Origin of the sequence: Thermosynechococcus sp. (genome assembly GCF_046299635.1) — a bacterium.
GTDB lineage: Bacteria > Cyanobacteriota > Cyanobacteriia > Thermosynechococcales > Thermosynechococcaceae > Thermosynechococcus.
This window is the reverse complement of record NZ_JBKBHV010000025.1, coordinates 1-15,871: the sequence shown is the minus strand read 5'-3', so window position 1 is coordinate 15,871 and position 15,871 is coordinate 1. Positions and strand designations below refer to the sequence as shown.

Sequence of the window (15,871 nt, the reverse complement as noted above, 5' to 3'; positions counted from 1 at the left end):
TAGCTGGAGGGCGATCGCCCCTAGGAGCCTAGTAATGGTTCCCCACTTTGCGATGGTGAACGGCGGTTCTGCCATCGGGCTTGGAGACACGGCCACTCTCAACGGTGCTATAGACAATCCAGTGATCGTGGGCATCCAAGCGGCTGACCACTGTGCATTCCATGTAGGCAAGGGCATCGGCCAAAATGGGACTGCCGTTATTCGCAGGATAGGTTTTCACGTGGGCAAAGCGATCGGCACCCGGTGGAAAGCGCTTCAGGAAGTGGCGCATCAGGGGCTGGTAGTTCTCTTCTTCGAGCACATTAAGGACAAAGGTATCCCCCACATGCAGGAAGGACTCAATGGCTCGATCCTTGGCGACGGCAATGGAAATCCCAAGGGGTTCAGTACTGGCCTGGGCCACCCAAGAGGCCAACATGGCACTGTTAATCGCCCCCTTTTGGGCGGTGATAATGTAGAGTCCACCGCTGAGGCGACCGAGTGCTTTATCCAAGTCGGTGTCGAGGGACTTCATTTGTTTGACGGTGCGATCGCGCAACAGCCATTGCCCCATATCCGTACCTGCTTCTTCGGCCTCTTGAAATAGGGCATCGGTGGGAGTCGCTGTGACCCGAATCACCGGAAAGGCAGGCGTCAGACCGGCATCCCGAAATTGGTTGAGCAATGGATAGGCGGGTTCGGCATCGGCAACGCCACTTTCAAAGACACCGATGGCCTGTTTGGCATGGGCAGCCGCCAGAATCGTACTCAGGGTCGTTTTGGCAACGGCGGTGGTGGGCGGTGTGCCGATAATGATCCCGGCCGCAAGCTCGGTGAGTTCGCGAATATCTTGGGGTTCGGCGGTGAGCAGATCCATTTTTTCAACCACCACCCCGGTTTTAGCGGCGCCCCGTTCAATTGCCTCTGCCAGGGCATTGGCATAACCATAGTTGGCGGCATAGAAAATGGCCACGGTCGTTGCTGCCTTTGCCTGCTCTTGACTCCAGTTGCGGTAGGAATCTAGCCATTGAGGGAGATGATGGCGCAGCAACGGGCCATGTCCTGTGGCAACCAGTTGCACCGAAGGCAGCGGTTCTAAGCGTTTGAAGGCGGAGAGCACTGAGCGGGCATTGGGCGCCATGAGACAGTCGTAGTAAAACTTAAAGTCTGGCTTTAACAGTTCTGGCTCGGTGTCAAAGGGATCATCGTTGCAGAAGTGGGCGCCAAAGACATCGCAGGTAAAGAGCGTCTGGGTACCGTGATCAAAGGTAAGAATCGTGTCCGGCCAGTGGAGATTGGGTGCCATGACAAATTCGAGAACATGCCCTTTACCTAGATCAAGGCGATCGCCATTTTTCACCTGCTGCTGATTAAAGGGCTGATGAATAAAATCGGCCAGAAACTGAAGGGCTACTTTTGAGGCCACCACCGTTACATGGGGAGCTTTTGCCAATACGTCCTTGACGAGGCCACTGTGATCGGGTTCGGTGTGGCTGACAATGAGGTAGCTGAGGTCTGCGGGATTCACCAGTTCCCAGAGCTGCTGAAGGTAGCGATCGCCAAACTTGGCATGGGAGGTATCCACAAGGGCAATCTGTTCCCCTTTGATCAAAAACGAGTTGTAGGTGGTACCGTTTTCAAGGGCAAACTCAATATCAAAGCGATCGCGATCCCAATCTAGGCAGCGAATTGCCGTCGTCTCAGGGGCAATGTCCAACACCTGAAGCGTTAAGCGCGGCGGACGCTTGGGCGTACTGACGGCCATAGGCAGGTCCTCAAACTTACGAAACTACCCCTTATCCTGACACATGAAGAAAGGTAACAGGATTTAGAGTTTCTAATAGCTGTAATAACAATCGTTACCAATATCAATGGCTATTCGGGTTCAAGGGGCGCCATGGTCAGACCCGCCCGCAAAAGTTGTTCATGGTAAAGCTCCGCCTGTTCTTGGGGGCCGACCCAAACAATGGCTTGACCCTCGTAGTGGATCTGATTGGTTAATTCCCATGCGCGATCGGGGGTCATATTGGGAATATACTTCATCAAACAGGCAGCCACATGCTGAAACGTGTTGAAGTCATCGTTGAGGACAATGACTTTGTAATTGGGGTAGTGCTTGCGGATAACCTGCTGTCGCTCTTGGGGAACAACGCTAGGCATAGGTCACACACTTTTGTAGCTACACTGCCCCTTAGTTTAGCTCATTGGTGAAGGATTGGTTGGTTTGCTATGGGAACATTGGGAAAACGCCTATGCTATAGCTAGACTTAGGTTTAAGACTTGGGGGCATTGGTGATGACGGCAATGAATGTGTTGGGCACACCCTTAGCGTGCTGCTGTCAAAATCCACTAACAGGGTTCTATCGCGATGGCTTTTGTCGGACAGGGGCGGGGGATGTTGGTGCCCATGTGGTCTGTGCTGAAATGACCGCAGAATTTCTCGCGTTTACCCGTTCGCGGGGCAATGATCTTTCGACGCCGGTGCCGGCTTATCAATTTCCGGGCTTGAAACCGGGCGATCGCTGGTGTCTGTGTGCCTCGCGTTGGCGGGAAGCCTTGGAAGCAGGTGTGGCTCCTCCTGTGATTCTCGAAGCAACCCATGCCAGTGCTCTTGAGTATGTCTCCCTAGAGGCTTTGAAAGCCCACGCCCTCGGTGGTAGCCAGCAACCGTGATCTGGGGAATACTGAGGTATGCCCGATCCAGAATCCGATTTTCGCTTAGATCCTCGCTACGTTGCGGGTTTAGCTGCCTTTAATCGCGGAGATTATCAACTGGCGATCGCCGCCTTCAAAGCAGTCATTGCCACCTACGGTCAATGTCGTGAAGGTCTGAAAGCGAATCTGCACTTGATTAAAGCCTATACCCACACCTGCCAGTGGCAAGAGGCTATTGATCTTCTGTCAACGCTTGGCGAGATCGCCTTTCCCCAAAATTCGAGCTTGGGCACAAAAACCCCTGCCACCCTTAGTGCCCTCTCCCGATGAAGAACCGACCCCTTCTGCGGCACAATGGGTCTTGGTTTGAGGTGTCAGATTGCCCATGGAATTGCTGCCACTACCGCGCCTTTCTCTTTGGCTGAGTCAGGGGGCAACGCTGCTGGTGATTGCTTGGCTGCTGCAAGGACTGCTCCAAGGGGGAATTGCTAGTGTCCTCAGCTATGCCAATGCTCCACTGACACTCCTGCGGGGTTGGGAGGGGGTGATGGCGTGGTTTGTGCTGGGCTGCTTGGGGTTGGGGCTGCTCAGTGGTGGCAGTGGTCTGTGGTCGTGGCGATTACGTGCCCGTTATGGTCTGCGTCCCGTTAGCCTCGGCGAACTGGAGGAGTATAGTCCCGAAACGGTGAGGCTCTTGGAGCGTTTGCCATGGTCATGGTGGCAACCCCGTCCCCAAGTGGGCTGTTTGCTGACAGCAGCACCGATCATCTTCAGCTATGGCCGCTGGCGGCGCCGCATCATTGTCAGTGAAGGTCTATTGCGATCGCTCTCCGGCGAGGAATTGCTGGCCTTGATGGCCGCTGAAATTGCCCAACTGCGACTGGGGCTGAACACCTTGGTAACCCCCCTTGTGCTGCTGTTGCAACTGCCCTATGACCTTTACTGTTGGTGGAGTCGCTGGGGCGATCGCTTTGCTCCCCCCTATGGCAACGACTGGAGACGGTGGATCATCAGGGGGACTCTCTATCTCCTTTGTGCCATTGGCAGCCAAGGGAGTTACCTCTTCTTTCGCGGGCTGGAGATGCTCTGCTTTTGGAGCAATCAGTTGCGGCAGTACTATAGCGATCGCCAAGGAGCAGCCTTGATCGGTAATCCCAATACCCTTGTGATGGCTTGGTTTCGCCTCATGGAAGCCACAGCAACGACCGTGCGTGCTCAAGGGGAAATCGGTGTTCCCTTAGAATCGTTGCGCTTGCTCCTGCCTCTGAATCCGACCCAAGCTGCCCTTTTGGGAAATCAACCCCTCGATTGGCCAACGCTGCTCCACTGGGATACCGCCCATCCCCTGCGATATTGGTTTCGCTTCACCTCCTCCCATCGTCCCTTGGGACTGCGCCTGCACGCCTTGATGACCTATGCGCGGCAATGGCGACTGAATCCCCTCCTCTCACTGCCCTCTGTTTCCTCCCCTCGCTGTCCACGGGCGTGGCAGCAACTGACTCCCTTCTGGGGGGCGATCGCGGGAGTGATCACGACGATTATCCTCACGGGCATTGGCCAGTTTGCGCTGCGGGCAGGGGCGATCGCCTTTCCCCTCTGGTGGTTAGCCGATTGGTCAACCTTGGCACGGGGCTTCATTCCTATTGGCATTGGTCTCGGTCTCTTTTTACGCTTGAATGCCTACTATCCTGACCGAGCGCCGCAAACCTATACCTTGGGGCAGCTGCTGCATCGTCTTTTGCCCCTCGATAGTCCCGCTGTGGAGCTAAAGGGGCAGATACGGGCGGTGAGCGGCTTACGCAATGGCTTAGGACAGCATCTGTGGCTGGACACGGAGAACGGCCTATTTCCCCTGCGTTGCCAGAGGGCGTGGGGGCCGATGTGGCCAATGCTTGAGCCAGCCTATCTGAACACATTGGCGGGGCGATCGCTGGTGGTACGCGGTTGGTTTCGACGCGGTACAGTTCCCTTTGTTGAGGTGAGCGAGTGGCACTCTCCAGATCTACAGGAAAAACAATCTTGGGCTGCCCCCTATTGGGCAATTGTAGTTGCCACGCTGTGGGTTCTCTACGGCATCCTGACACTATTGGGTTGGATTTAGACGATGCAACTTTCCCAAGCCCATCTGCGCACCCTGCAAACCTGTCCACGGCAATACCAGTATCGCTATCTTGACAGCTTAATACTGCCAGAGGCTACACAATTAACGGAAACTACTTCCCAAAAGCAGGGTCGTGACTTTCACCGCCTGATGCAGCAACACCTTCAGGGACTGGATATCCATCCTATTCTTGAGGCACAGCCTGAGTTGAAACCTTGGTTTGAGGCCTTTCAAAGGATGCCGCCGCCCATGATCCAAGGCCAAGGGGAAGCAGAGCATGTCCGCAGTCTAGGCTGGCAGGAATTTACCGTTGTGGGCGTGTACGACTATGTGATTTTTGGCCAAGGGCAAGCGCAAATTCTCGACTGGAAAACCTATGCCCGCCCGCCGGCCCCAGCGACCTTAATTCACCATTGGCAGACTCGCCTTTACTGTTATCTTCTAGCGGCTACTAGCTCCTATCTCCCCAGTCAGATTTCCATGACCTACTGGTTCGCCCAGGGGGAGAAAGGCGCGAATTTCTACACCTTTCACTACAGTGAGGTGACCCACCGAGAAATTCACCATACCCTAGAGCGGTGTCTTAGGGAACTGTGCCAATGGCTACAACAGTATGCACAGGGGCAGGAGTTACCGCAAGTTCCCCCAGACCAGATTGCCCAATACTGCAGTGAGTGCCCCTTCAATGAGCGCTGTCAGCGTTCTCAGCCCAATCCTGTCTCAAGCATTGCTCCTTTTCTAGCCGTGCTCAAAGACTTGAGTGTAGCCCGCTAAATCGAGATCGACGATCGCAGGCAGGCAATTGAGAGCTGCTTGCATTAACTCAAAGCGCTCCTCCCGTTTCAGCATTGCCGTGAGTTGCTGCCGCAGGGGAATCAAATAGCGCACATCATTGGCGGCGTAGCGCAGTTGATCTTCGCGCAGTGCCATGGCATTGCCCCAGTCGGAGCTTTGGGCGGATTTATCAATTTCTATCCCTAGCAGATCCAAGACTAGATCCTTGAGGCCGTGGCGGGGGGAATAGGTGCGGGCAATCTTACTGGCAATTTTAGTGCAAAAAACGGGATGAACGCGGATGCCCAAATGGTAGCGCAACGTGGCCAGATCAAAGCGGGCATAGTGAAAAATTTTGGTAATGCCGGGATGCTCTAGGAGTTGCTGAAGGTGGGGGGCTTCAGTTTGCCCACGAGCAATCTTGACCACGGCTACCTGTCCTTCTGGATCGCACAGCTGCACCAAACAGAGGCGATCGCGAGGAATATGCAAGCCCATGGTTTCTGTGTCTACGGCCAACTGATCGGCATTGAGAAAGCGGGCTAAGGCCGTGGCACTTAAGTCGTGATCAAAACACTCAAGGGGAAAATCCAGCTCCATGACTCGCTCACAAACTAGGTGGGGGGCAGTTCTGAGGACGGTTCTTTGGCCACATCAATGCGTTCCAATTGCCAGAGAATTTGGTTGCTTTCACGGCGGACGCGGGAGATTTGCCAATTGCGCCATGTCCATTCTTCACCGCGACTGGTAACGGCACTGGCGTGCACATCCATCAATTCCGCCAATTCGGCACTGGTAATCAAGTATTTACCCGCCGCCAATTCATCGGCAATCCGCAGTGTCACAATTAGTTCTTCAAGGCGGGCGCGGCGCTCAGACCACTGGGGTGATTTTCCCCCCAACCATTCACCGTCACCATCGACCCTTAGGGATGGTTGCACCATGAATTTTTTCCCGTAACTGACGTGCTCCAAAAATCTTAGCGAGAAATGAGGATTTTTAGCGAACCTAGGCGATCGCCCACCGCGCCGAGGAGAGGTCTAGAATAGATTTAAGATTTGTGAATTAGCGATCTGCGTACCATGACGGTCACCTTACCCCCTGCCTCTACCCTCTACGAACGGGTTGCCCTGATCGCCCGCCGCCTTGGGATTGAGAAATTTGACCTTGGTGGCTCCCATGTGGATGAGGTGAGTGTCCAAGTGCAGCAGGGGGAACCCAAACAGGTGAAGGCCTCCCAGCGCTCCGGAATTACCGTGCGGGTCTGGAATTCAAGCGGTCGCTTAGGGGTAGCCAGCACTACCCAACTCGACGATCGCGGTCTGGAGACTGCCCTAGAGATGGCCAAAGAGGCCAGTGCCTTTGGCGTCACCGAGGATATTCCCGACTTTAGCCCCTTGGCCACCGCACCCCTTGGCCAGACAACGGTAACGACGGCTGAGGTGCCCCTTGCCGCGGCAAAAACCCTCTTGGATCAACTGATTGCAGCGGAGCAAGAGCTTTTAGGGCGCCATCCGGCGATCGCCAGCGTGCCCTACAATGGCCTGAGCCAGCGGCGGTTAGAACAGTTTTATCTCAACAGTGAGGGCGCCGATCGCCGGCAAACCACCACCACAACCACACTTTACCTCTACAGTAAAACCGAGGAGCCGGGTCGCAAGCCCCGCAGTGCCGGCGCCATTCGCATGAGTCCTGACCTTGAGCACTTGGATATTGCCGGCTGCATTGAGGAGGTGGCCGATAAAACGATCCGCCACTTGGCCTATGAACCGATTGCGTCGGGGCAGTACCCTGTTTTGTTTTCCCCCTCTGCCTTCCTGAGCTTGCTCAATGCCTTTAGTAATCTCTTTAATGCCCAAAACATTTTGGATCGTCAGAGCCTTTCAACGCCGGAGTCCCTTGGTCAGGCGATCGCCAGCCCCCTGTTGAACCTGTACGATGACGCCCGCCACCCTCAACATGTCGGTCAGCCCCTCTTTGATGGTGAAGGTACACCCACCCGCCGTACGCCGTTGATTGAGCAGGGGATACTCACCGGGCTTTACCACAGTGCCGGCACCGCTCGCCGCTTTCAAACCCAGCCCACGGGGCATGCCAACCTAGGGGCAAAGGTGACCGTTAGCGGTCACTTCTACGATGTGCCGCTCGGGGAAGGGGGCGATCGCTCGGATGGTCTGGTCTGGATTGATGAACTCCATGCCCTCCACGCCGGCGTCAAAGCCCTCCAAGGCTCCTTTTCCCTGCCCTTTGACGGTTGGCTATTGCGCAACGGTGAGGCCATCAGCATTGAAGCGGCTACCGTGGCCGGCGATATTCGCACCCTGCTGAAGAACATTCTCCATGTGGGCAACGATGTGGAAGTGACCCCCTACGGCTGTTGTCCCTCGATCTGGGTCAGTCCCTTGGCCATTACGGGAGAATAGCTAAACCTGCATCAGGTCGAGACTGCGGGAGGTGCCCAGGCGTGTGGCACCGGCCTCAATGAGTTCAAGGGCTTGCTCACGGGTGCGAATGCCGCCGGCGGCCTTAATCCCCACGCGATCGCGACTCAGGCGCTTAAGCAGACGCACCTCTGCCACCGTGGCGCCACCGCGCCAGCCGGTACTGGTCTTCAGGAAGGCCACCCCCGCATCCAGGCAAATATCCACGGCAAGTTGTTTTTCTGCCTCCGTCAGCACCGTGGTTTCTAAAATTGCCTTGACGGTCACCCCTGTTTCGGTGCAGATCTGGGCAATATCGCGATAGACGGCCTCGCTGTTTCCCTCCTTGAGCCAGCCCAAGTTGAGAACCACATCTAACTCGGTTGCGCCACCGTCAACCGCCTCCTGAGCCTCATAGAGTTTGGTGGTACTGGTGTGGGCACCACTGGGAAAACCGATGACGGTACACACTTTTACCGGTGTGCGATGTAGCAATTGAACTGCCCGCTTCACCCATACGGGCATGACACAGACGGCGGCAAACTTCCATTGTTCGGCTTCGGCACAGCACCGTTCAATGTCTGCGGTGGTTGCCAAGGGGTCAAGCTGGGTATGATCAATATAGGGTGCAAGGTCAAACAAGTCACGTTCCGCCATAGGGATTCACCGCCAACAATCCTATTTTCGCTGTTCAAGAACGAGGAGGGGGGCGGAAAATGGGAATTGGGGAGATCGGTTCTCCTACCCCCCCTTGCAATTCACCCTTGTTAGATTAAATTTAGGTTATCACAGCCACACCCGTGTGAGCCAAATCACTTTTCTGGGAGGACACTCTATGGAGCCAACCATGAACCCTCAAACCCTTCAGGAAAGGGCTGACTCCCTCTGGAACTATCTGCAAAGTTTAGATGCAGAAGTGGTGGCTCGCCTGTCCCGTCCCGCGTCGCCGGAAATGGCTATTGTCATGGAACGCCATATTGGTAATCTGCTGGGCTACTTGCCACCGGAGGGGTTTGAAGTTTCCATTACCACCAATCGGGAGCACCTCGGGCGTCTGTTGGCTTCAGCAATGATGAGCGGCTATTTCTTACGTGGTGCAGAACAGCGCCTAGAATTCGAGCGATCGCTCCAAGCGGCGGCGCAAGCGGAAGACGGCAAATAACCCATGCCAACCGTGCCGGAGAGGGGGGAGGCGCTGCCTGCCCTGCGCTTTGCCCTTTTGGAATGGTATCAGCAGCAGGGGCGAGACTTACCGTGGCGCCACACCCGGGATCCCTACGCCATTTGGGTTTCAGAAATCATGCTCCAGCAAACCCAAGTGGGCACGGTGATTCCCTACTACCGACGGTGGTTGGCCGCCTTTCCCACAATTGCCGATTTGGCCGCTACCGATCTGGAAGCCGTCCTCAAACTGTGGCAGGGATTGGGCTACTATGCCCGCGCCCGTCACCTACATCGAGCGGCTCAACAAATCATGGCCAATCATGGGGGTCAATTTCCCCGCACCTATGAGGCCGTGGTGGCCTTACCCGGCATCGGTCGCAGTACTGCAGGTGCCATTCTCAGTGCTGCCTTTAATCAACCCCGGCCGATTCTCGATGGCAATGTCAAACGGGTGCTGGCCCGCCTCTATGGCCTGCCTATCCCCCCCCAACAAGCAGAAGCCCAACTGTGGCAGTGGTCGGCGCAACTGCTGTGTCCCCAATCCCCCCGCGATTTTAACCAAGCCCTCATGGATCTGGGGGCCACCCTCTGTACACCCCGCCAGCCCCTATGTCATGCTTGTCCTTGGCAAAGTCATTGCATTGCCCATCACCACCGGTTAACCCATGAGATTCCCCGCAGGATGAGCCGTTCCCCCTTACCCCACAAAGAGATTGGTGTTGGCGTCATTTGGAATGCCGCCGGTCAGATTCTCATTGATCGCCGGCCACCGAGGGGTCTATTGGGGGGATTATGGGAATTTCCGGGGGGCAAAATCGAACCCAATGAAACGGTGCAGGAGTGTATTCGGCGGGAAATTCGCGAAGAATTGGGCATTGAAATTGCCGTGGGGGAGCATTTGATTGACATTGACCATGCCTACACCCATTTTCGGGTGACGCTCCATGTTTACTACTGCCGGCATGTTTCGGGAACCCCTCAGCCTTTGGCGTGCGAGGCCATCCGCTGGGTCACCCCTGAGGAATTGGCGCAGTTTCCCTTTCCCAAAGCCAACACTGCGATTATTGAGGCCATCCGCACACGGGGCAGACCCACCCCCTAGGCATTTTCAAGTACCCCCTCAGCGGCCGCTTGATCCAAAAACCAAAGGGCATTGCCAGTAATCAGTCGCGCCGGATAGAGATGGGGATCGCCCGTGCCGTAAAAAACATGGCGCAGGGCCGTTTGTTTATTGGCACCGGTGACAAGAAAGAGGATTTGGCGGGCATGGTTAATCAGGGGCACCGTGAAGGTAAGGCGGGGGTGGCTCTCTTTGTTGCCCACAGTAATCAGGCGATCGCCCACCGTTAAGGCGGCGGTGTGGGGAAAAAGGGAAGCGGTGTGGCCATCGGGTCCCATGCCGAGCAAAATCAGATCCAAGCTGGGAAATTCCCCTTTGCCTAGGCCAAAGTGTTGGCGCAGGGTTTGCTCGTAGCGATCGGCCGCCTTCTGCGGATCCGCATCCTCCGTCAGCATCGGATGAATTTGGGATTTAGGAATGGGCACATGGTTGAGCCACGCTTGAAAGGCCATACCCGCATTGCTGTCGGGATGCTCAAGGGGAACATAGCGTTCATCGCCCCAAAAAATGTGCCAGCGTGACCAAGGGGTAGCGGCAGAAACAAGGCTTTCATACAGCGGCTTAGGGGTGTTGCCGCCGGCTAGGGCAACGGTAAATTGCCCCCGTTGGGCGATCGCCCCTGTGGCCTGCTCAAGAACAAACTGCTTTGCCGCCGCCGTCAGAGCAGCCAAATCTGGAAAAACACGGACGTTGGGTATTGGCATAGAAGCCTCCTCACTAATTCTAATTGGAGCGAATCACACCCTCGGTTGCTGTGCCCAGCCCCGGACTGGAAAAGGGATCGGCATTGCCCCGCCAGTTAAAGCCACTAATGCGCAAAAGAATTGCCGCCAGCTGGCGATCGAGGTTGTAGCGAAACACCACCCCGTAGGTACGGCGGCTATATTCCACAATAATGTTTGTATCGAAAACTCTGCCCGTGTCTACATTAATTTGCAGTTGGGTACCGGCTCGCACAGGACCGTAAATTTGTTGCAGGAATCCCACATTGAGCACACTAAAGTCACTGACGCGATCAAAGAGAAAAGGAGAGGATGGTTCGCCTAGCGTCTGCGTAAATCCCAAGTCAAAACTGGTGTAGTCAAACCAGCGACGCGCAAAATGACCAAACTGACCCCGCAGACCTGCCCCTACAGTTAAAGCGGGCTGGGTACTGCCATTGGTATAGTAGTTCACCACCCCCCCCAACTGACTGTAGAACTCCAGGAAGGGTTGGACGGGACGGGGGCTGTAGCGCAGCCCTTGGGTTCGTGTCGGTGGTAAGGGAGTGCCTCGCCAAATTGGCATTCCCCAGTTGAGATTTGCTGCCGCCTGAATACGTCCTAGACTTGGCTTGGGGGGCAAGGCGGGATCGTCACTAGCAGCCGTAATGTATTGCCCTCCCAGCAAATAGTTAAATGCCAAACCTTGACCAAGGGGAATACCTGTACCGCTAAAGGTGCCACCAAAGCTGCTGGTAATTTCCTGCTCTCTAAGGGAACCGTTAAAGACGCGCTGGCGATAAATGGCAGAAACCGTTAGAACATTGCGAGTATCAATGCTGTGGAACAGGTCTGCCCCCGCCCGTGAGGTACTCGGCCAGTCATTGGGGTTTAATGTATTCAAAAAGCCATAGCCGCGTACACGGGTTTGGGGAGTGAACCGATGCCCTAGCTCGATCGCCGCCCCATAGCTCTTAGCATCAAAGAGATCAACGTCATTACTGATAATACGCTCCAAATAAATCGATGGCAGGAAGGTGATTTGGGTATTGGGGGTATTGATGGCTCTATAACGGTAGGCAAGAAACACGCCGCCTCGGTCTTGCTCATCATAGCCAAATTCAAAGGGCAACACTTCATAGGGGCGACCCACCACAAAGCGGCGGAGGACTATGGGCAAAGCCACCCGCTGATCAAAAACAACCCTACCCCGTCGCACCGTCAGAAGAGTTTCATCGGCACTGAGGGGCTCGGCGGTGGCTTCCTGTGCCCGTGCTTCCAGTTCCGGCGGACTAAAGGGGTCATTGGTGATCCGTAGATTCGTTGCAAACCAGCGGCGGCCATCAAATTCCAAGCGATCGGCTTCAAAGCGCAACCGATCAAATGTTTCCGTCTCTTCTGCTTGGGAATTTGTGTCCTGTTGATTAAGGCCGGGGAGGAGGGGGTCAGGAGAACCCGTCAACCTCAGGTCTGGATCTACCCTAGCTGTATTGACCACACCGCGAGCATTCGTGAGGGAGCCTTGATCCAGTCTGAGATTGTATTCCAAGCGATCGCCTTGGAGGACTTGATCCCCACGCGTAATCGTGACATTGCCCTCCGCCACCAGAATTTGGGCATCAATATCAGTTTGAATGCGATCGGCGGTGAGTTCGGCTTCCTTGAAGCGGAGGAAAACATTGCCAATGGCATTAAACAATCGCCGCATCAGATCAAACTCTTGGCGATCGGCGGTCACCTCTAGAGGTTGATCGCGGACAACGGGGGTTTCAGCATTTGCCTGCCCAAGACGCAGAGGAGCTGTAAAATCAGGTGTTGGCTCAGGGCTGAGCGGCGTTGTAGTGCTTAGATCAGGGGCTACCGTTGTTCCCAGTAAATCCGCTTGGGATGCGCTAATAACCTCGGTAATTTCTGCGGGTTGCGCAGGGGGGGGCAGACTAGCAAAAAGGGGTAAAAATAACAACGGCCAAATTTCCTCACGACCACTGCCTAGTTACGTTACCCGATGTCCACCCCCTTTGACGAGGGCTACTCGAGATCCTTGCGCTTGGGGTTACGCGCTGGGTCACCGGAAAGGAACCCGAAAACAAAGAGCAGCACAAAGAAGGTCACAACGATATAAACGGTAATTTTGAGTGTTTCCATGATGGTGTTGTTTTTCGTAGCGTCACCTTCTGATCATACGGGATGAGGGACTCCCTCGCATCCCCTAAAACACTTGGCTTTTCGCGGCCTCCGACAGCGTGGGAATTTCGGCGTAAATGCCCCGTACGGACTGCACCACGGCATAGCCGACACCAATTACCGTAGCAATAAAGACAAAGTTGAAGAGCACTTTAATCAGCAGGTCAAAACTAGCAACACGGACGAGGAGTTGTACCAGCAGTTGCACAATAAACAGCACAATCCCCATCAGCAGTGCCTGCATCGTGTTGTAGCGGATAAAGAGACTTACACGGTTGTTGCGCACCACCAGCAGGTACAGCAGCATAAAAACGAGTAGCCCGGCAAAGGGAATTGAGTAGATCACAGCAACGGGCAGTACCACCAACACCAGTGCTTGCAGGGGCGGAAACAGATCAAATAAAAAGCCACCAAAGGGCATGACGTAAAAGAGCGGTAGCAAATACGCTAGGCTGGCAAAAATTCGATCTGGGATGGTGGTGGTGGCACGCCAAGTCATGAGCTTCTCCTTAGAGTGTTGATGGCTGTCGGCTCATTACCTTTAGTAGGAGTTCAGGGGGAATCATATTGCACTCAATTGCTTTACCAATCAACGGTGGTCCAACCCGTGAGGAAATGATTAACTGAAGATCGGGACTGTCCTTAATGGAGAGCATAACTGCGCCAATGATCGAGTTGGGATCCGGTGCCGAATTGCTGCCATTGGTGGGGAGCATTTTGATCAACTGGGCAATATCCGTACAACTGGCTCCCGATACATATTGTGCGAGGGAGTCACTCACCTGCTCGACCATGGTTTTCATCATTTCCGGCGGCAGAGGGCTGGCAGTTTGGGCACGCACAGGTTGACTTGTTGCCAGTGTCATGAGGGCACCTGCAAGGAGAGGAAAGCTGCTAACAGATAGGCCAATGCCTACGGCACGCTTGGGCAAATGTCTACGGCACGCTTGCGGGATTTGCAACATATTAAACCTCAATATCTTAGTAACTGTAACTAGTTCAAGCAAACTAGTTGGAACGCTCCTCAATCACCCGATCAATCAGGCCGTAGTTTTTTGCCTCTTCAGCGGACATGAAGAAGTCGCGATCCATATCCCGCTCAATTTTTTCGAGGGGCTGGCCGGTATGGTAGGCGTATAGCTCATTGAGTTGCCGCCGTACCCGTAAAATTTCCCGCGCTTCGATCTCAATATCCGTTGCTTGGCCACGGGTACCACCAGAGGGCTGGTGAATCATGACGCGGGAGTGGGGAAGAGCCAACCGTTTGCCTTTGGTACCGGCTGCAAGGAGGAAAGACCCCATCGAGGCAGCCAAGCCCACACAAATGGTGACGACATCGGATTTAATATGTTGCATCGTGTCATAAATTGCCATACCGGCGGTGACGGAGCCACCGGGGGAGTTGATGTAGAGCATAATGTCTTTGCCCGGATCTTCGGAGTCGAGGTAGAGCATCACCGCCACAATTTGGTTGGCAATCTCATCATCCACTTCTTTACCGAGGAAAATAATCCGCTCGCGATAGAGACGGTTGTAGATGTCAATCCACTGGGTGTAGGGTTCACCGGGCATCCGGTAGGGGACTTTGGGTACTCCGATGGGCATAGAATCCTTCCACGCTGAGCTATCAACGCCGTAACCTGAGCCATGAAGGCGGCTTTTCTCACTGATTCTAACTTATTCCTAGGGGCTTCGGTCTAAACTTGGCAGAGGCAGAGGGCAAACCACTGCTGAGGGTCCGTAAAGGCGGTGATCCACTGAAACTCGGTCTCGGTCAATGCCTGCTTGAGGGCAGGAAGGTCAAACTTGCGGGAAATTTCGGTGAGAATCGGTTCACCCGCAGTAAAAGTGCACTGAAAATCAAGGGCAGCTAAGGTAACGGTTTGCTCTTGCTGCGAATCCAGATACATCTCAATTTGCTGAGCAATCGGGTTATAGATGGCGCGATGGGCAAAGGCTTCAGGCTCAAAATTGCCTTGAAAGCGCCAGTTGAGGTGATGGAGGATATTGCGGTTGAAGGCAGCGGTTACCCCTTGGGCATCGTTGTAAGCAGGAAGCAAAATGTTGGTGTCTTTGATCAGATCCACACCCAACAGGAAATAGTCCCCGCTGCTGAGAACTCGATGAATCTGTTGAAACAGGGTCTGGCAGTCGCTGGGGGAGAGGTTACCGATGGTGCTACCGAGAAAGCAGAGCAAGCGGCGGGGTGCCAAGGGGGGCGGTAGGTGCTCTAAGCCCACTTGATAGGTACCAACAAGGCCATGAATCCTAAGCTGGGGATAGTCGGCCAGAAGCGCCATGGCACTGGTTTTGAGGATCGAGCCACTGACATCAATGGGACAATAGTAAAGCTCAAGTTGCACTTGGGCATAGGCCGATAGGAGGAGGCGAATTTTGCGATCGCTCCCACTACCCAGTTCTAGGAGTTCACAGGCACCCGTAAGTCGGGCGATCGCCCCAGCGGCGGTCTCTAAAATGCCTAATTCTGTGCGGGTGGGATAGTATTCCGGCAGCTGACAGATTTGCTCAAAGAGGCGGGATCCTGCCGCATCATAGAAGTAGTAGGAGGGAAGGGATTTAGGGTGCTGAGTCAACCCGCGGATGACATCTTGGCCGTCCCGTTCTGGGGTAAGGCTGGGTAAGTGGGTCAGGCGCAGGCGATCGCTCACAGGGAAGGTCACCAGTTACTTGGTCAATTGACGCTCATCCCGCTAACGCTTCTCGTATAGCGGGAGATTCCCCATTCACCGAGTCTTGGCTAGATGTCCCGAAG

General features: G+C 54.8%; 19 protein-coding genes. 7 read left to right on the top strand and 12 right to left on the bottom strand.

Annotated elements, in window-relative coordinates:
• Nucleotides 1-28: 28 nt before the first annotated feature.
• Complete coding sequence (locus tag ACK4IR_RS09985) at nt 29-1,744, bottom strand: diflavin flavoprotein (RefSeq protein WP_409874217.1); 1,716 nt, start codon at nt 1,742-1,744, stop codon at nt 29-31.
• A 110-nt stretch (nt 1,745-1,854) separates the two neighbouring features.
• Nucleotides 1,855-2,139 (bottom strand): ATP-dependent Clp protease adapter ClpS, encoded by a 285-nt coding sequence (gene clpS / locus ACK4IR_RS09980; RefSeq protein ID WP_409874216.1) that lies wholly within the window; start codon nt 2,137-2,139, stop codon nt 1,855-1,857.
• A 132-nt stretch (nt 2,140-2,271) separates the two neighbouring features.
• Between clpS and ACK4IR_RS09975 the strand changes: the two genes are divergently transcribed.
• From ACK4IR_RS09975 to ACK4IR_RS09960, 4 genes are read left to right on the top strand one after another with little or no spacing between them, the layout of a single operon-like run.
• On the top strand, nt 2,272-2,652 hold the full coding sequence (locus tag ACK4IR_RS09975; protein ID WP_409874236.1) for a DUF2237 family protein: 381 nt from the start codon (nt 2,272-2,274) through the stop codon (nt 2,650-2,652).
• A gap of 18 nt (nt 2,653-2,670) precedes the next feature.
• Entirely contained in the window at nt 2,671-2,964 is a 294-nt protein-coding gene (locus ACK4IR_RS09970; RefSeq protein ID WP_409874215.1) for a tetratricopeptide repeat protein, read from the top strand.
• A 55-nt stretch (nt 2,965-3,019) separates the two neighbouring features.
• The gene (locus ACK4IR_RS09965; protein ID WP_409874214.1) at nt 3,020-4,735 is read left to right on the top strand and encodes a hypothetical protein; all 1,716 of its coding nucleotides are present in this window, start codon (nt 3,020-3,022) and stop codon (nt 4,733-4,735) included.
• Between the two features lie 3 nt (nt 4,736-4,738).
• Entirely contained in the window at nt 4,739-5,509 is a 771-nt protein-coding gene (locus tag ACK4IR_RS09960; protein WP_409874213.1) for a PD-(D/E)XK nuclease family protein, read from the top strand.
• Here ACK4IR_RS09960 and ACK4IR_RS09955 read toward each other — a convergent pair.
• Nucleotides 5,474-6,109 carry a ribonuclease D gene (locus tag ACK4IR_RS09955; RefSeq protein WP_409874212.1) on the bottom strand — a complete coding sequence of 212 codons (636 nt, stop codon included), beginning with the start codon at nt 6,107-6,109 and terminating at the stop codon, nt 5,474-5,476. The genes ACK4IR_RS09960 and ACK4IR_RS09955 overlap by 36 nt on opposite strands.
• Before the next feature lie 14 nt (nt 6,110-6,123).
• Nucleotides 6,124-6,453, bottom strand: coding sequence for a hypothetical protein (locus ACK4IR_RS09950; protein ID WP_409874211.1), 330 nt, complete (start codon nt 6,451-6,453; stop codon nt 6,124-6,126).
• Between the two features lie 138 nt (nt 6,454-6,591).
• Between ACK4IR_RS09950 and ACK4IR_RS09945 the strand changes: the two genes are divergently transcribed.
• The gene (locus ACK4IR_RS09945) at nt 6,592-7,932 is read left to right on the top strand and encodes a TldD/PmbA family protein (protein ID WP_409874210.1); all 1,341 of its coding nucleotides are present in this window, start codon (nt 6,592-6,594) and stop codon (nt 7,930-7,932) included.
• Here the strand turns inward: ACK4IR_RS09945 and deoC are convergent, their stop codons facing one another.
• Nucleotides 7,933-8,586: a deoxyribose-phosphate aldolase gene (gene deoC, locus ACK4IR_RS09940; RefSeq protein WP_409874209.1), complete on the bottom strand. Its 654-nt coding sequence runs from the start codon at nt 8,584-8,586 to the stop codon at nt 7,933-7,935.
• 190 nt (nt 8,587-8,776) lie between these two features.
• On the opposite strand from deoC, the gene ACK4IR_RS09935 reads away from it, so the two are divergent.
• Nucleotides 8,777-9,091 carry a DUF760 domain-containing protein gene (locus ACK4IR_RS09935; RefSeq protein WP_409874208.1) on the top strand — a complete coding sequence of 105 codons (315 nt, stop codon included), beginning with the start codon at nt 8,777-8,779 and terminating at the stop codon, nt 9,089-9,091.
• A gap of 3 nt (nt 9,092-9,094) precedes the next feature.
• Nucleotides 9,095-10,195, top strand: a complete 1,101-nt coding sequence (gene mutY / locus ACK4IR_RS09930) for an A/G-specific adenine glycosylase (protein ID WP_409874207.1) — start codon at nt 9,095-9,097, stop codon at nt 10,193-10,195.
• Here mutY and pgl read toward each other — a convergent pair.
• From pgl to egtD, 7 genes are all read right to left on the bottom strand, one after another.
• Nucleotides 10,192-10,917 (bottom strand): 6-phosphogluconolactonase, encoded by a 726-nt coding sequence (pgl, locus tag ACK4IR_RS09925; RefSeq protein ID WP_409874206.1) that lies wholly within the window; start codon nt 10,915-10,917, stop codon nt 10,192-10,194. The genes mutY and pgl overlap by 4 nt on opposite strands.
• 19 nt (nt 10,918-10,936) lie before the next feature.
• Nucleotides 10,937-12,877: a DUF3769 domain-containing protein gene (locus ACK4IR_RS09920; RefSeq protein WP_409874205.1), complete on the bottom strand. Its 1,941-nt coding sequence runs from the start codon at nt 12,875-12,877 to the stop codon at nt 10,937-10,939.
• Nucleotides 12,878-12,942: 65 nt separating this feature from the next.
• Nucleotides 12,943-13,059, bottom strand: coding sequence for a photosystem II reaction center protein I (locus ACK4IR_RS09915; RefSeq protein WP_011056917.1), 117 nt, complete (start codon nt 13,057-13,059; stop codon nt 12,943-12,945).
• A gap of 64 nt (nt 13,060-13,123) precedes the next feature.
• Nucleotides 13,124-13,597, bottom strand: coding sequence for a Tic20 family protein (locus ACK4IR_RS09910; RefSeq protein WP_409874204.1), 474 nt, complete (start codon nt 13,595-13,597; stop codon nt 13,124-13,126).
• A gap of 10 nt (nt 13,598-13,607) precedes the next feature.
• Nucleotides 13,608-13,964: a hypothetical protein gene (locus ACK4IR_RS09905; protein ID WP_409874203.1), complete on the bottom strand. Its 357-nt coding sequence runs from the start codon at nt 13,962-13,964 to the stop codon at nt 13,608-13,610.
• 142 nt (nt 13,965-14,106) lie between these two features.
• On the bottom strand, nt 14,107-14,703 hold the full coding sequence (locus ACK4IR_RS09900) for an ATP-dependent Clp protease proteolytic subunit (protein WP_409874202.1): 597 nt from the start codon (nt 14,701-14,703) through the stop codon (nt 14,107-14,109).
• A gap of 92 nt (nt 14,704-14,795) precedes the next feature.
• Nucleotides 14,796-15,779: an L-histidine N(alpha)-methyltransferase gene (gene egtD / locus ACK4IR_RS09895; protein ID WP_409874201.1), complete on the bottom strand. Its 984-nt coding sequence runs from the start codon at nt 15,777-15,779 to the stop codon at nt 14,796-14,798.
• Nucleotides 15,780-15,871: the final 92 nt, after the last annotated feature.

Coding starts and splice junctions, on each gene's coding strand:
- ACK4IR_RS09985 (WP_409874217.1), bottom strand. CDS start 1,744: ATGGCCGTCAGTACGCCCAAGCGTCCGCCGCGCTTAACGCTTCAGGTG.
- clpS (WP_409874216.1), bottom strand. CDS start 2,139: ATGCCTAGCGTTGTTCCCCAAGAGCGACAGCAGGTTATCCGCAAGCAC.
- ACK4IR_RS09970 (WP_409874215.1), top strand. CDS start 2,671: ATGCCCGATCCAGAATCCGATTTTCGCTTAGATCCTCGCTACGTTGCG.
- ACK4IR_RS09965 (WP_409874214.1), top strand. CDS start 3,020: ATGGAATTGCTGCCACTACCGCGCCTTTCTCTTTGGCTGAGTCAGGGG.
- ACK4IR_RS09960 (WP_409874213.1), top strand. CDS start 4,739: ATGCAACTTTCCCAAGCCCATCTGCGCACCCTGCAAACCTGTCCACGG.
- ACK4IR_RS09955 (WP_409874212.1), bottom strand. CDS start 6,109: ATGGAGCTGGATTTTCCCCTTGAGTGTTTTGATCACGACTTAAGTGCC.
- ACK4IR_RS09950 (WP_409874211.1), bottom strand. CDS start 6,453: ATGGTGCAACCATCCCTAAGGGTCGATGGTGACGGTGAATGGTTGGGG.
- ACK4IR_RS09945 (WP_409874210.1), top strand. CDS start 6,592: ATGACGGTCACCTTACCCCCTGCCTCTACCCTCTACGAACGGGTTGCC.
- deoC (WP_409874209.1), bottom strand. CDS start 8,586: ATGGCGGAACGTGACTTGTTTGACCTTGCACCCTATATTGATCATACC.
- ACK4IR_RS09935 (WP_409874208.1), top strand. CDS start 8,777: ATGAACCCTCAAACCCTTCAGGAAAGGGCTGACTCCCTCTGGAACTAT.
- mutY (WP_409874207.1), top strand. CDS start 9,095: ATGCCAACCGTGCCGGAGAGGGGGGAGGCGCTGCCTGCCCTGCGCTTT.
- pgl (WP_409874206.1), bottom strand. CDS start 10,917: ATGCCAATACCCAACGTCCGTGTTTTTCCAGATTTGGCTGCTCTGACG.
- ACK4IR_RS09915 (WP_011056917.1), bottom strand. CDS start 13,059: ATGGAAACACTCAAAATTACCGTTTATATCGTTGTGACCTTCTTTGTG.
- ACK4IR_RS09910 (WP_409874204.1), bottom strand. CDS start 13,597: ATGACTTGGCGTGCCACCACCACCATCCCAGATCGAATTTTTGCCAGC.
- ACK4IR_RS09905 (WP_409874203.1), bottom strand. CDS start 13,964: ATGACACTGGCAACAAGTCAACCTGTGCGTGCCCAAACTGCCAGCCCT.
- ACK4IR_RS09900 (WP_409874202.1), bottom strand. CDS start 14,703: ATGCCCATCGGAGTACCCAAAGTCCCCTACCGGATGCCCGGTGAACCC.